Origin of the sequence: Kordia sp., assembly GCF_965283645.1 — a bacterium.
Classification (GTDB): domain Bacteria; phylum Bacteroidota; class Bacteroidia; order Flavobacteriales; family Flavobacteriaceae; genus Kordia.
Genome location: NZ_CBDIPG010000001.1, coordinates 1,223,190 through 1,238,479 on the forward strand (window position 1 = coordinate 1,223,190; position 15,290 = coordinate 1,238,479).

The 15,290-nt window shown below is 31.0% G+C and carries 10 protein-coding genes; 4 read left to right on the forward strand and 6 right to left on the reverse strand.

The features are described 5' to 3' along the window. Window positions 1–2: 2 nt before the first annotated feature. A complete protein-coding gene (locus ACQ654_RS05210) occupies window positions 3–4,337 on the reverse strand; it encodes a CusA/CzcA family heavy metal efflux RND transporter (protein ID WP_430409267.1) in 4,335 nt (1,444 codons plus the stop codon). Window positions 4,338–4,458: 121 nt separating this feature from the next. Beyond that, the gene (locus tag ACQ654_RS05215; RefSeq protein WP_430409268.1) at window positions 4,459–4,776 is read right to left on the reverse strand and encodes a DUF6660 family protein; all 318 of its coding nucleotides are present in this window, start codon (window positions 4,774–4,776) and stop codon (window positions 4,459–4,461) included. 470 nt (window positions 4,777–5,246) lie between these two features. Between ACQ654_RS05215 and ACQ654_RS05220 the strand changes: the two genes are divergently transcribed. The 4 genes from ACQ654_RS05220 to tnpC all read left to right on the forward strand — a co-directional run bounded on the left by ACQ654_RS05220 (window position 5,247) and on the right by tnpC (window position 9,108). After that, on the forward strand, window positions 5,247–6,566 hold the full coding sequence (locus ACQ654_RS05220; RefSeq protein WP_430409269.1) for a tyrosine-type recombinase/integrase: 1,320 nt from the start codon (window positions 5,247–5,249) through the stop codon (window positions 6,564–6,566). A 307-nt stretch (window positions 6,567–6,873) separates the two neighbouring features. Continuing rightward, a complete protein-coding gene (tnpA, locus tag ACQ654_RS05225) occupies window positions 6,874–7,224 on the forward strand; it encodes an IS66 family insertion sequence element accessory protein TnpA (RefSeq protein WP_430409270.1) in 351 nt (116 codons plus the stop codon). Next, window positions 7,212–7,565, forward strand: coding sequence for an IS66 family insertion sequence element accessory protein TnpB (gene tnpB, locus ACQ654_RS05230; RefSeq protein ID WP_430409271.1), 354 nt, complete (start codon window positions 7,212–7,214; stop codon window positions 7,563–7,565). The genes tnpA and tnpB overlap by 13 nt, the downstream gene beginning before the upstream one ends. Window positions 7,566–7,614: 49 nt before the next feature. After that, window positions 7,615–9,108, forward strand: a complete 1,494-nt coding sequence (gene tnpC / locus ACQ654_RS05235; protein WP_430409272.1) for an IS66 family transposase — start codon at window positions 7,615–7,617, stop codon at window positions 9,106–9,108. Window positions 9,109–9,545: 437 nt separating this feature from the next. Here the strand turns inward: tnpC and ACQ654_RS05240 are convergent, their stop codons facing one another. The 4 genes from ACQ654_RS05240 to ACQ654_RS05255 all read right to left on the reverse strand — a co-directional run bounded on the left by ACQ654_RS05240 (window position 9,546) and on the right by ACQ654_RS05255 (window position 15,275). Continuing rightward, window positions 9,546–11,522 carry a DUF262 domain-containing protein gene (locus tag ACQ654_RS05240; protein ID WP_430409273.1) on the reverse strand — a complete coding sequence of 659 codons (1,977 nt, stop codon included), beginning with the start codon at window positions 11,520–11,522 and terminating at the stop codon, window positions 9,546–9,548. A 6-nt stretch (window positions 11,523–11,528) separates the two neighbouring features. Then, window positions 11,529–13,208, reverse strand: a complete 1,680-nt coding sequence (locus ACQ654_RS05245) for a DUF262 domain-containing protein (protein WP_430409274.1) — start codon at window positions 13,206–13,208, stop codon at window positions 11,529–11,531. Between the two features lie 695 nt (window positions 13,209–13,903). Further along, window positions 13,904–14,710 (reverse strand): restriction endonuclease, encoded by an 807-nt coding sequence (locus ACQ654_RS05250; RefSeq protein ID WP_430409275.1) that lies wholly within the window; start codon window positions 14,708–14,710, stop codon window positions 13,904–13,906. 19 nt (window positions 14,711–14,729) lie between these two features. Next, window positions 14,730–15,275, reverse strand: a complete 546-nt coding sequence (locus tag ACQ654_RS05255; protein WP_430409276.1) for a hypothetical protein — start codon at window positions 15,273–15,275, stop codon at window positions 14,730–14,732. Window positions 15,276–15,290 lie beyond the last annotated feature (15 nt).

Here is a 15,290-nt window from a genome sequence, read left to right on the forward strand (position 1 = left end):
TCTTATTGATTAAAATATTGTAGTTGAAATGCGCTTTCTAAATAATTTATTAATGCTTCTTGCGCTTGTAATTCAGATTGAATTGCTTCTTTTATGAGTTGAGTAAAACCAGTATAGTCTATTTCGCCTTCTTTATAAGCAAATAAAGCACCCACCTTTTGTTCTTTTACAAGTGGTAACACTTCATTTTTATAAAATAGCCACGAGGTTTTCCATTTTTGATAATTCTCTTTTGATTGTAAAAACTTGGATTGTATTTCTTGTTTTTTGAACTGAATGTTCGTGTCGGCAATTTCCTTATCCACTTTTGCAGTTTTAACCTTTGCTTTATTTGTACCAGACAAAAAAGGAATAGAAACACCTGCTTGATACGTATAAAAGCCTGAATTACCATTTACCTTTTGTAAACCACCTTGAAGATTTAACTTGGGTAAATTATCTGCTTTGGCAGCTTTATATGTTGCTTCTGCTTCTGTTACCTGTAATTGTGCTATACCATACAAGGGATGATCTTCTGGGTTAAAAGCATCAACATTAATGTCGTTAGTAATTTCAAAATCATTAGGAACAGTATAGAATGTATCAGAAACCAGCCATAGGTTTAATTGTTGTAATGCAATATTGTATTCGCTTTTTGATTGCATAAATTTATTTTGAATCTGTAAGGCTTGATTTTTAGCTGCTGAATATTCTAACCTTGAAATAGCTTCTACTTCATAATTTAATGCTACTGCTTTTTCAAAGTTGGTATATATAGAATCTAACTCTTTATATAAATTATAATTCCGTTTACTCTGCAAGGCATTTGCCCACGCCTTTTTTACTTCCAATTCTAAATCTAATTCTGAAAGTTGAAATGCTTTTTGCGCTAATTGAATACGTTGTTCTTGCAATCGTTTTTTGGCAGAAATACCAAATACATCAATGTTACTTTGACCAATTCCTATAGTTGTATAAATACCATTTCCGTTATCAATTTCCTCGCCTCCAGTAAAAATTTGAGTGTTACCAAAATCATAAGCTGTACTTTTTAACTGCTCTTGTTTGCTTATCTCTAATTGCTTTTGTTTTAAAAGCGGGAAATTTTCTTTTGATAATTTAACCGCTTCATTCATCGAAATAATTGGCAACGTATCGTTAACTTCTTGAGCGTTTCCTGTTATTGGTAACAAAAGCAGAAAAGCCACCATAGCAGTAACTGTAATCACTTTTTTGTCTACTCTAAACTTGAATGATTTGTTTTCTACCCAATGATATAATATGGGTAAAACGAACAATGTTAATAATGTAGAAGTTAGTAAACCTCCAATTACAACCGTTGCTAAAGGTCGTTGCACTTCTGCACCAGCTGATGCCGAAATTGCCATAGGTAGAAAGCCTAAAACATCTGTAAAAGCTGTCAGCATAATTGGTCTAATTCTTCGTTTTGTGCCTTCTGTAATTCTATCTTTAAGATTGGTAACGCCTTCTTCTTTAAGTTCATTCAATCCGCTTATCATTACTAAACCGTTAAGAACAGCAACACCAAATAAAACAATAAAACCTACACCTGCTGAAATACTAAAAGGCATATCACGTAACCACAATGCCACAACACCACCAATGGCTGCCATAGGAATTGCAATATAAATCATTAAGGTTTGTGGCAGCGATTTTAAAGCAAAATAGATGAGAACGAAAATAAGTAATAACGCAATTGGTACAACCATTAACAAACGATTACTGGCACGTTCTAAATTTTCAAAAGCACCTCCATAACGAATAAAATAACCTGTTGGCAATTCAAGTTTAGCATCTAACTTTGACTTTATTTCCATTACCAAAGATTTTACATCACGTCCTCTTACATTGATACCAACATAGGTTCTTCTATTGGTATTATCTCTACTTATTTGCATTGGACCTGCTTTGTAGCTTATATCTGCAACTTCCCGAAGTGGAATTTGAGTACCAGACGGTAAGTTGATATATAAATTTTGAACATCTGAAATATCCTTTCGGTTTTGAGAATTCAATCTTACTACTAAATCAAATCGCTTTTCGCCTTCAAAAATAATTCCTGCTGTACCACCTGCAAAAGCGGATTGAACGATTTGATTCAATGTATTTATTTGCAGTCCGTATTGGGCTAATTTATTTCTATTGTAAGTAATGGTCATTTGTGGCAACCCTGTTGTTGCTTCCGCTTTCATATCTCCAATACCATCAGTACCAGCTATAATTTCAGATATTTCTTCTGCTTTTTGCGACAGTATATTTATGTCTTCTCCGTAAAGCTTTATAGCAATATCCTCTCTAACACCTTCGAGTAATTCATTAAAGCGCATTTCGATAGGTTGTGTAAATTCATAGTTAACACCAGGAATTATTTCAACAGCTTCTTTCATTTTTTCGATGAGTTCGTCTTTAGATGCTACCGTAGTCCATTCGCTTTTTGGTTTCAAAATCACAAAAACATCTGCAATATCCATTGGCATTGGATCTGTTGGAATTTCGGCAACACCAATTCGACTTACAATTTTCTCAACTTCTGGAAACTTTGCTTTTACAATTTGTTCAATTTTTGTAGTCGTTTCAATAGTTTCAGTAAGTGAGCTTCCTGGTTTTAAAATGGCGTGAAATGCAATATCGCCTTCATCGAGTTGTGGAATAAATTCGCCACCCATTCGTGTAAACATAAAGACTGCAATCCCGAATAAAACAACAGAAACACCAATTATTAATTTTCCCTTTTTTAAGGCTTTTTCTAATAAAGGTTGATATTTACGTTCTACCCAATGCACAAATTTGTCGCCATAAGATTTTTTGTCTGACTTTGGCGCTCTTAAAATCAAGGCAGACATCATTGGCACATACGTCAAACAGAGAACCATTGCGCCAATCATTGCAAAAATGAAAGTCAATGCCATTGGTTTAAACATTTTACCTTCAATACCTTCTAATGCCAAAATAGGAAGGAAGACAATTAGAATAATTAGCTGACCAAAAAAGGCAGCATTCATCATTTTTTTTGAAGCATCTGCTGCAACATCATCACGCTCTTTGGATGTCAATTTCCTTTTCTTTAGTACTTGTGATGCAATAAGAAAAACTGTGCTTTCTACAATAATTACAGCACCATCGACAATAATACCAAAATCTATTGCTCCCAGACTCATTAAATTAGCCCAAACATCAAACACATTCATGAGTATAAAAGCAAACAACAACGATAACGGAATAGTGGATGCCACTATTAAACCACCTCGCCAATTTCCTAATAAAAAGATGAGTACAAATATTACTATTAATGCACCTTCAATAAGGTTTGTTGCTACCGTTGATGTAGTTTCTGCAATTAATTTGCTTCGGTCTAATAAAGGTTCAATAATCACACCTTCTGGTAATGACTTTTCTATTTGAGCCATTCGCTCTTTTACATTCTCAATAACATCGTTTGAGTTTGCTCCTTTAAGCATCATTACTAAACCACCTACAACTTCTCCTTCGCCATCTTGTGTTAATGCGCCATAACGAATAGCAGACCCAAATTGCACTTTGGCAATGTCGCCAATAGTTATAGGGATATTATTGGTGTTTTTTACTGTGATTTTTTTAATATCATCCAAACTACGCACTAAGCCTTCGCCACGGATAAAATTAGCTTGATGGTTTTTTTCGATATATGCACCACCTGTATTTTGATTGTTGGCTTCAAGTGCATCAAATATGTCTGTTATTGTTAATCCTATTGCTCGTAACTCATTTGGGTCGACTGCTACTTCATATTGTTTAATTTTTCCTCCAATAGCATTAACTTCAACCACACCTTCTACCATTGCCATTTGACGTTGTACTATCCAATCTTGCATGGTGCGCAAATCAGTAACCGAATATTTGTCTTTATATTCTGCTTTGACTTTAAGTGTGTATTGATAGATTTCCCCTAGACCAGATGAAATAGGACCCATTGAAGGTTCTCCAAACCCATCGGGAATTTGTCCTTTGATGTCGTTGAGTTTTTCAGCGACTAATTGACGTGGCAAGTACGTTCCCATATCATCGTCAAAAACAATGGTAACAACTGATAAACCAAAACGAGAAATTGAACGAATTTCTTGAACATTAGGTAAATTGCTCATTGCTACCTCTATTGGATAGGTTATGATTTGCTCAATATCCTCTGTTCCTAAATTTGGTGCTTGTGTAATGACTTGTACTTGGTTGTTGGTAATATCTGGAACAGCATCGATTGGTACTTGGGTCATACTCCAAATACCTGCTCCAATAATGGTTAGCGTTAGCAAACCAATAATGAATTTGTTATTGATTGAAAAATCAATGATTTTATTAATCATAGAAAATGTATTAATTCAGTTAAACTCCTCGATATAATTCTAATAAAAAAATGGAATCATTCGAAATGATAAGAACCTTAAAGGTTCAAAATTGGATATAGCTATCCTTTAAAAAACTGAATTATGTCCTTGGCGGTTGTAAAATTGAAGTAGTAAAATCTTTTTCTGTACCATTTAGGTAGAAAAAATCTTGAGTAGATATATATGGTACGTCTAGTTTTATATTTGTAAATTGAACATGAGTGGCACTAATGTGGCAACATTGGCAAATACAAAAAGGGGAACATAAATCTGAATCTTGATCTTGATGCTTATGATCAGTATCAATAGTTTGCGAAATTTCAGTTTTCACATCATTATCTGACACATCAAAATCTGCACAAGGTGCAAAATTGAGTGCAAAAATATAAACTGATAAGATGAATGCCAAGTTTTTCATTATGCCAAATATAACAATTTATATAATGCAATGGTGTTGCAAAGATTAGACTTACAAAATAATCATTTAAGAGTCGCTGCAAACGATGCAATTGAATTAGCTATGAAGTCATAAAAAACAATTCTATTAACGACAGTTTTATATTACATAAACTTATAATTTTTAAAAAAACATGAATATAAATTTTCAACTAAAAACGGACTGGTTTAAAGCAAATTAGATTTGGACAGGTTATCAATCTAATTTAAAACAATTTATATTCTTTAGAGTACTGTTTTAGAGCATCGTTTTTGGGGTAAATTGGGGGTTTTTCAGTACTCCGAAAAATATAAATATCTGATAATCAACAGGTTTGTAGGTGAGCTTTTCGTGTTCATAACCCGGAGGTCACGAGTTCAATTCTCGTTCTCGCTACAGATAGATAAAGTCAATGTTTATACGGTTTTCCACTTTTGGAAAACCGTTTTTTTATGTCTAAATTACAAGTTCTTTTAACAAACGCATATAGAAACGCATATACTTTGAGTAAGAACCTATACACAGAACCAAAAATTTATGATGCAGATGGCGATCTTTCCAAGCGTTGGTATGTCTACTATTATTATCGGAATCCTGTAACAGAAAAATTAGTCTTACAACCACCTTTATATATGGGAGTCAACAGATTAAAGACTAAAAAAGAACGAATGGAAATGCTCGTTATTAATCGAATAGCATTACATGAGTTACTAAAAAAAGGATATAATCCATACGAAACTTACAAGGAAACCGATAAACGCATTGAACAACAGAAAATACAAGAAGAAGGTATTCAAATAGACAGTCAACGAAAAAATTATACTGTAAAGGAAGCATTATTTTTTGCTTTAAAGCAACGTAAACCGCATTGGAAAAAGAAAACTGCGGGAACAATGGTCGGGCATTTTAATAGATTTATTGAATGGTTAACTACAAATAAGTTAATTGACAGGAATATTTCTGAACTAAAAAAACGTGATGTTTCCACATTTTTAAACTCATTAACCAAGCTTCAAACTAAAAAACAAAAGGAATTAAGAGAAGAACTTGTTCCCGTAAGTCCAAAAACACGGAATAATTTTAGAGCAACACTCTCGACCCTATTCGCCCAATTGGAAGAAGATGAAATTATAGAACGTAATTTTATTACGCAAATCAAGATAAATAAAAGTACACCAAAGAAAAATAAACCTTTTTCAAAAGAACAAATTATTGATATTCGAGAATATTTGGACAAAAATGATCCGTATTTGCGAACTTTTATTCAATTCATGTCATACGCATTTTTGAGAAACGTTGAAGTTTGTCGTTTGCAAGTAAAAGACATTGATTTAGCATCTAAACGATTGTATGTGCGTTCTAAAACTGCTCCATTAGCCATAGTTCCCATTATTGGCGAATTAGAGACCGTTTTGCGAGGCATGAAACTTGAAAACTACGCTCCTACCGATTATGTAGTTACTCGTTATGAAAAACCTGCAAATTGGAATATTGATGAAAATAATAAAACCAATTATTTTTCTAAAAAATTCAAAAAAGTAAAACAAACTTTAGGGTATTCAGATGATTATTCATTGTATTCTGTTCGTCATACCGCAGCTACTAACATTTATAATTCTCTGTTAGCAGAAGGAAAAAGCGAAGAAGGTGCTTTGATGCACTTGATGTCAATTACTCGACACAGATCAAAAGCAGGATTGAAAAATTACTTGCGTGAAATTGGAGCAACACTTCCTAAAGATTATTCAGATATGTATACTATTGATTTTTAAGTTAAAAAATTGAATTGAGGTTTCTAATAAATGATTTCAATAGTTTCTTCGCTTGTTAAAATATTGAACCAATATTTTATCCATAGCTGCTGTAACTTTACCTTTCTTGTTTTTACGTATATTTTTCTTTATTGGAATTTCAACACCTAACAGACTATACAAGCGATTCTTCTCATCTGAGGAGAGCGCTTGAATGACATTATATGCTGTTTCGGCTTTCAAATTTATTTCTTAATTATGAGCTTATTCGTAAGCCTTCGGTAAACCACGTATTGTAAAGAAATGATTTCAATTGTATTTTGGCTTCATGAAAAACACAAAGACACAGCAGCGTATGTTTGCTTTGGTAGCCAAGCTTTATTCGGAGGATATCAGCAAGAAAGACTTTTGCAAGCGTGAAGCTCTGAATTATCACACATTTTCGTATTGGATAAGACGCTATCGTAGTTTTCATGGACTACTTAAAGGCGAAACGACTTCTACAAACGATACATTCCAAAATGAGTTCATTCCCATAGATATTGAAACTTCTGCTGACAGTATTGACTCAACAATTACCATTGCATATCCCAATGGAGTTCGCCTACATTTAGATTCTTTTTCATTAACCAAACAAACGGCAGTTTGCTTGCAAAAGTTGATCTCATGTTTGGATTAGGCGTTTCCCATCGGTATCATTTGTATCGTCATCCTACTGACATGCGCAAGAGTTTTGATAGTCTAGCAGGCATCATTGAAAAAGAATTGCAGGCTTCTGCTCAAGATGGTACTGCTTACATTTTTATTAATAAATCCCGTGATAAGGTCAAAATATTACAATGGCAAGCAGGTGGTTTTGTTTTGTATTACAAGCGGTTGGAATCGGGTCGTTTTGAATTACCAATCTATGATGAAGTGGTCACCAGTATCAAGCTGAGTTATTCTCAATTGGTGCTACTGATTGATGGGATTTCTATTGCACATGTTCGAGGGAAAAAACGTTACAAATTACCTGCATAAAACGCAGAAAAACGTTGTGGTTTTACTCTATTATTAGTATTTTTCCATTGTGAAAAACGCTAGTGATACTACCGAAGAAACCGCCTATATCTCCAAAAAAGAGTATGATGATTTGTTGGAAAAGTACAGAGAATTAGAACGACAATTAACAGAATTAAAACGCCTGATTTTTGGCAGTAAAAGTGAGCGTTTTGTCTCCACAGCCTTACCTAGTCAGTTAGGATTATTTGGTGAAGTACCGATAGAATCATCTTCTGATACTGAAAAACAGGTCTTACTACAAACAAAAGTAAAGGCTACACCAAAGAAAGTTGCCAAGCGTGCCTTATTACCTGCGCATCTTCCAAGAGTCGAAGAAATCATCGAACCAGAACATCTTGCACAAGACAGTGTTAAAATAGGAGAAGAAATTACAGAAATCTTGGAATACAATCCTGCCAAGCTTTTTGTTCGCAGAATTATACGTCCAAAATACGCGTTAAAAGATTATGCTGGAGTTATTATAGGGGAACTTCCAAGTCTGCCACTACCAAAATCGAATGCAGGCGCGGGACTCTTAGCGCATATTTTAGTGAGTAAATTTGTAGATCATCTTCCTTTTTACAGACAACGACAGATATTTAAACGTCAGCAATATCAGGTAAGTGACGCTACCTTATCGGGATGGTTTAATGCCGCGACTTCACTACTAGAACCTTTGTATGATGTGTTGACTAAAGAGTTATTACAAAGTAATTACTTGCAAGTAGATGAAAGTCCAATTGGTGTTCAAGACAGTTATAAAACAGGAAGTTTACATACAGGATATCATTGGGTATATCATGCACCTGTGGAAGGCTTGGTATTGTTCAAGTATGATGCCACTCGGTCTATAAAAGCTCCACAAACCATACTGAAAAACTATAAAGGAACTTTACAGTCCGATGGATACAAGGTCTATCAAAACCTAGCCACTGCACAACAATTAAAGCTACTCTCATGTATGGCACATGCCAGACGATATTTTGAAAAAGCACTTGATAATGATCATTCAAGAGCCAGTTATGCAATGGAACAGTTCCAAAAATTGTATGGCTTAGAAGCTAATATTAGAGAACATAATGCCACTTCTAAAGTAATCAAACGCTATCGAAATCGCTATGCCAAACCGATACTCGATACCTTCTATGATTGGTTAGTGCAACAACGATCGCAACTATTACCAAAAAGTTCCATTGCAAAAGCAGTTGGCTATACACTTCGCTTATGGAAATATCTGATTGGGTACTTAGAAGATGGAAAGTATTTAATTGACAATAACAAGATAGAAAATACCATCAGACCACTTGCTTTAGGACGAAAAAACTATCTCTTTGCAGGATCGCACAAGGCAGCTCAAAAAGCAGCCATGATGTATTCTTTCTTTGCAACTTGTAAAATAAACAATGTAGAACCATTTGCTTGGCTACACGATATCTTTAAAAAAATCCCTGAACATAAAGCAAATAAATTACACGAATTACTGCCACAAAACTGGAAAAACAACAGTATCGAAAACTGTTAAGAAAATGGCGTTTTAGCAACAAAATCTTACGGAAGCTGAGAATCCAGTAAAATCAGACACTAATCCCATAGCTAGAAAAACTTACTCCGCTACCTCTCAATAATTTACAAATAAACATATCTAACTTTATGTAAAATAAAACATCTAATCCTAGACGTAGAAGACCGAATGCTTACTGTAAAGTAATAATAATCGCTAAGTATTTATAATCTCAAATCATTAAATTTCAGTATTTTAAAACTATTATTTCACTAATTTTTAAGTCAAATAATTACCAATTACAAAGTTAGAATTAAGACATTCTAAAGAATATAGTAAAACCGTAAAATATCTATGGTTTAAGTCTTGAAGTGGTTTGTGTAAAATAAAAATGATTTCCTTACGGTTTTCCGTAATATGTTACATATCAAATTAATTTAAAGGAAATTTATAAAAAATCAAATAATTTTAACACTGCCTTCTAGTACTCTAGGTCTTTGACTTGCTAATAAATAACAACAACTATTATCTTTTGGAATTGCAATAAATTTAGATTTAGCCTTTGTGTCCAACAATTTTGATTCTTTAATTAGTCTAACTTTCCATTTAGGCATATTAGCTGGAGGAACAAACTCATTAATTATTTTTTCTACTGACTCTTCACACAGTTTTAGAATCATTTTCTTAAAATAACTTACCTCCTCTGTATTGTATATGATAAATTCTAGCTCTCTAAAATTCTCAATTAAACATCTTTTAGTAGCATCAGCCGGATTCCAATATGACCACCAATAATTATAGAACTCATAAGCTCCATTAATGTCTATTGTTAGTAATGCTCGCCTTATGTCATTAGAAACCTTGTCTTCATCAGAGTTATTAAAATGTTCTTTTACGACGTTAAGAACTCTTTCAAACAAGTTAAAATCAAAGTTGTCTACATTGTTATCGTAAGAAATACAATCAAGAGCAAAAGATATTCTTCCTTTAAATAAAGTGCAGTCTTCCATTTTGAATATTATATCTCTATATCTATGATCTGAAGTAATAAGTTTTGATTTAATCTTTTCTTCTTCAATTTGATCTCTTGCATACGAAGAATTTAACTTTGGAAATTTCGATAAAAACTCATAAATATTACTAGAATGCACACTTAACTCCTGTATCAAATTTATTACACCAACAAAAGAATCTCTACTTCTAGTTATATCGGTTCTTTTACCTCCTTTTTGAATATTTCCCCTTGAAACAATATTTCTAACAACACGCACCCAGTCCTTATACTCTTTATCTTCAAATTCTTTGTTATTTATCAGATATTCTGTCTGAGCGTAAAAGATTATTTTTTGTGTATAGGATATAGGATTATCATCATAAACTATTTCGGATAAGTTAGTAATCTTCGGTTTATGTCTCCAAAATGGGAAACTAACGTTTAAAGATTTTATATCAGCTATCTCATTATAGATAGTAAAACACTTGTATAAATACTTATAAGTTTCTTCGGTTATAAAATCTGGTTTTAAATTGTTAAAGTGGTCATGTAAAGTTTCAATATCTTTACTTCTGGTTTCAGCTTTTTCAAAAGCTAATCTTATCATCACAATTGTTGACATGAAGCGCATTAAAGAATCATCTATTTGATTATTTTTTCTGTAATTAGACCAAAAATAATCAGTCCAAACAGTATCAATTTTAAATGCGAATTTAGATTTTTCATCTTCAATTGTATTTTCCCAACCTTCATCTACTATTTTTTTTTCAAAACTTGCTTTAAAGTTTTCAAAAGGAGATAGTAATTTACCACGAGCATTCATTTTTATGTAAAGGTCATCAGTCAAACCAATACCTTCTAGTTCTACATAGTAAAAACTTATCAAATCCTCATTAATAAGTTTATCCCATAAATTATCAATGTCTTTAAATTTTAAGTGTATATCATCAAGAGTTCTTAACATTGCATCAATTGTAGGGTCTTTTTTCCAAAAAAGAAAGAACCACTTTGAATCTATAATATGTTCACTTATTTTTTTTTCATCATCAATTTTAAAATCAGACTGTACTAGAGAAGTACAGAATTCTCTTGAAGTAATTCTTGTTTCATAGCTAAATTTCAACAAAATATTTTTACCTTCTTCGTGATTCTCTTTTTTTGTTAGTGCATACCAATGAAGAAGGAATAAAGTTGTAAGCCTTTGTTGTCCATCTAAAGGTTGAAAGTTTTCTCCAACCCTACTGCCATATATAAAATCTAATTTTAACGGGATTTCAGAATAAATACCATCATATAGAGCATTTAGGAAATTATTTCTAACCTCCCCTTGTTCTAGTCTACCTTGGGCGTAATCTCTTTGAATTATCGGAATTTCAATTCTATTTTCTTTCGACAATAAATCAAAAAACTTTAAAATACTTCCTTGTTCTCTATCGCTCATAATAAATTACTTTTTTAAATAATTTGATAAAATATAATCTAAATCCTTTTCATAATTTAATCTATCTTCTTCTGTCCAAAAAGATATTTTTGGAGGATATTCGCTGAAATATTTTAAAAATACATTCTTAGTACAAATTGGTATAAAAACACCTTCTTTATCCCTCTTGATTATCGTATTTCTTTTAATCGGAAAGGCTGCATTTTTATAACCACGATTAGTTTTAGAGTCTAATAAAGTGAGGTTGGATATATCATTGATATCCATGTCTTTTAAATAATGATTGAAATGATTGATTATTTTCTCATATAAAATTTTAAATTTATCATTATCATTAAATGAGTTAAAAGAATTAATATTTCTGATTAGAACTCCTTTTTTATCAATTTCTGGATCAATAAACACCTTGGCATCATTAAGCCAATTTTCTCGATTTTTATCAGGCATATTGGATTTTATAGAAGTAATATGCTCTATATCCCAATCATTATTTTTAAATAAGTGAAAAGGAAAATAAGAATTATCCTTATCTGACTTTAACATTGTCACGATGTTATAAAGTAAAAGAGTTTTCCTAACATTATCTTTATCTTCATATTGTAATTCGTGTAAATTAACATTCTTAATAGAATCACAAATAAGTTTATCCAAATATAAATTGAATTCGCTTTTTGACATTTCATTAGAATCATTATATAATTTTTTTATATCAATGTGATCTATACAGACTAAGTATCCAATTTTATGATATAAATCTCTTTCATCAAACCACTCACTGAATCTTTGAAACCTTTTTTTTATTTCATGCCAGTTAGAGTCAATATTTGTGGTAGAATCATTATTGAATTTTTTTTGGAAATATCTAAAAGTTGAATATTTATCATCTTTTTTAAATTCATCATTCATTAGATTAAAAATAAATTCGATTCTATTAGTGGTTCTCTTATTACCAGTTAAAAAATACCAGAAACTATCTTTTTGCAATGCTCTTTCAACATTATCCCACTCAGTAGCTATCTCTAACTGTCTAAGTTTAAGTTTTTCTGAATTGATATCACTAAAATTAGAACTATTTAAAAATAAAGCTTTTATTAGTTCTGCATTAGTTAGTGGAATTTTGCCTATGTTTATTCTTGTGAAGATGGCTACAGAGTCTTTTTCAATACTTTCATACCAAATAACTTTTGTATTGAAATTAAAGTTAGATTCAAAATCATTTCTATTGAATGAATTATCTTTATTCTTGAACCAATCTTCTATAGTATAATAAGTATTAGAAATATAATAAAAATCAATATTATCATATTCATCTGCTCCTCCTAATTCTTTTAAAAATTTCTCTGAATTCTCCCTAGTTTCATAATTTAATTGAAACAATTTTTGTTTAAATCCTTCTGCATAATATTGATTCAAATAGAAGAGTATTATATAAATTGTTGTTAATCGTTGCTGACCATCAATTACCTCGTACTCTTCTGAATCTTGCTTCTTTTTAATTACTATTGGCTGAAGACAATACCATGTTTTCTTATTATTATCTAATTGCTTAGGAGTAAAAGTTGATATATCTTCAAGCAGATCTATAACTTGATTTTTTGTCCACCTATAACCTCTTTGATAAGCAGGAATCAAAAACTGATAATCTTTGAGTTCATTAATTGTTTTTAATTTTAAAATATTGTTCATGGAAGGTGTTTTAATTTAGATAGAGATTTAGATTATTAAAAATCTTGATTACTTATTCTTAATTCATTTTTTTAGTATATTCAATAAAGCTTTCTATTTTTTCTATACCCTTCTCTTCCATAGCTTTAAAAAGACCAGTCATTTGATTTTTAATATTTTCTAAGTTCATATTAAGTCGAAACAATTCTATTTCTTTTTCATTTACAATAAGCTCTAATTCAGCATCATTCTTTAAGTTTATTAAAGATATAAATGTCAGTGCCGTTTTAATACAAGCGATAGGATAATTAATCTTTTTATAATAGCATTTGAATAACTTTTAAAATGACTTTGCTCACTTGATAATATTTTTTTTGAAATTTGTGTATTAAGAGCAAGGGAATACAAAACATTGACATCTATAGTTATTAAATTCAAAATAGAATGTTGTATTCATATTCATCATAAATTAAAACCATTAGCATCTGCTAAATTAATTAGTTATTTTTTATGATTTATGAGGTTTTCCGTAATAGCTAGCTAATTAATATAAATCATTAAAAATTCATATAAACTTATAAAATTAAAGATAAAAACTACAATTTAACCGCGCGTATTTACTTAAAAAAATAAAATCACTTTTTTAATATCTGCAAAACAGCACCTCCTTAGCTTACAATAAATTATATACGGAATTTTTTTTTAGTATCATATCCCTAAATAAACGTTGTTTTATTATTAATACAATCCTTAACAATTGCTTTAATATCAGCATGTATACTACTGCTTTCAGTTCTTTCAATATTCAATATATCATAAATAAAGGTTACACTAATTACCTTTAATAACTTTTGATTTTCGTCTACCATAAATATATCGTCATCACTATAATCAAATTTGTATAAAATATCATTACTTGGAGCTTTCTTGACAGGTAGTTGATTTTCTAAATCTAAGAAATTTGCAATCTTATTACCATATTTATCTATTAAAACCATGCTTGTATTCAATCTACCAATTGTTTCAGAATAATCATCTGCAATTCCATCAACATTTGTAATGCACCAATCTCTGTCTAAATCAACAGAAATACTTTTTACTTTTCTCGGAGTAATATTAATAGTGATGTTTAAATTCTCTGGAATTCCAAGTAATTCCTCTGTGTTAGGTTTCCGTATAACTTTTAAGCTAATATTATTATTTTTCGCATATTCTATTGCGCCTTTTTGAAACCCTTTCGTAGTAACTATAATACCTTTAGAACAGTTTATATCTTCAATAACAGATTTAAAGCTTCTAACATGACCGATAGTAATGTTGCTTGCATATCTTTTACATTCAATAGCTACTCTTATCAGTTCTCCAAATTGCCTATATTTCCAATACACATCTATCTGATGAGTTCCTGTTTTCCCTTTAATTTTTATATCATGCTGAAGAATCACATTATTGATACTTTCATTGTTAAGGATTTCATTATAAATCAACATTACGTACTTTTCATATTCTATATTTTTATTCATATGATTTTATATAGTAAAATTAAGTGTGAAGACGATTTTTGATACTAACCTTATCTGAATAACTTATATTTAGTTTATTCATCGTTTTGTCTCCTTTGTATACGCATTTTTTGACAACTCTATTTCCGTTTGGAGAATTCAAAACACCTATATAACCAATAGTGATGTATACTTGTTTTTTCTTATAATAATTTGTTTGTTCACTTGACCTGAAAACATCTTTTAAAACATCTGCTAATAAAGGAAGCGTATATTTTTCTTGAATTTCAGGAGTAAGTCTATTCATTTCTTTTGAAGTTTTTACTTGAAATAAAGCAAAATGCCAGTATTTTGATGTCCTCTTTAGATCAATAATATCTGCTGGTGTTTTACTAAAATCTGTAAACCTAAATTCATAATCTTTATACTTCCTTGCTAGATTTTGTAATGCGGTTTTTTCTCCTTTAAGACCGTCTTTATTATTTCTAATTATTTGAGGTGTACCCATTGTGGCTCGCAACCCCTTGCTATTTTCTATTAACCTCCACTCTCTAACTAATTCTGTTATAAACTTCTTTAGATTCATATTTTATCAATGTAA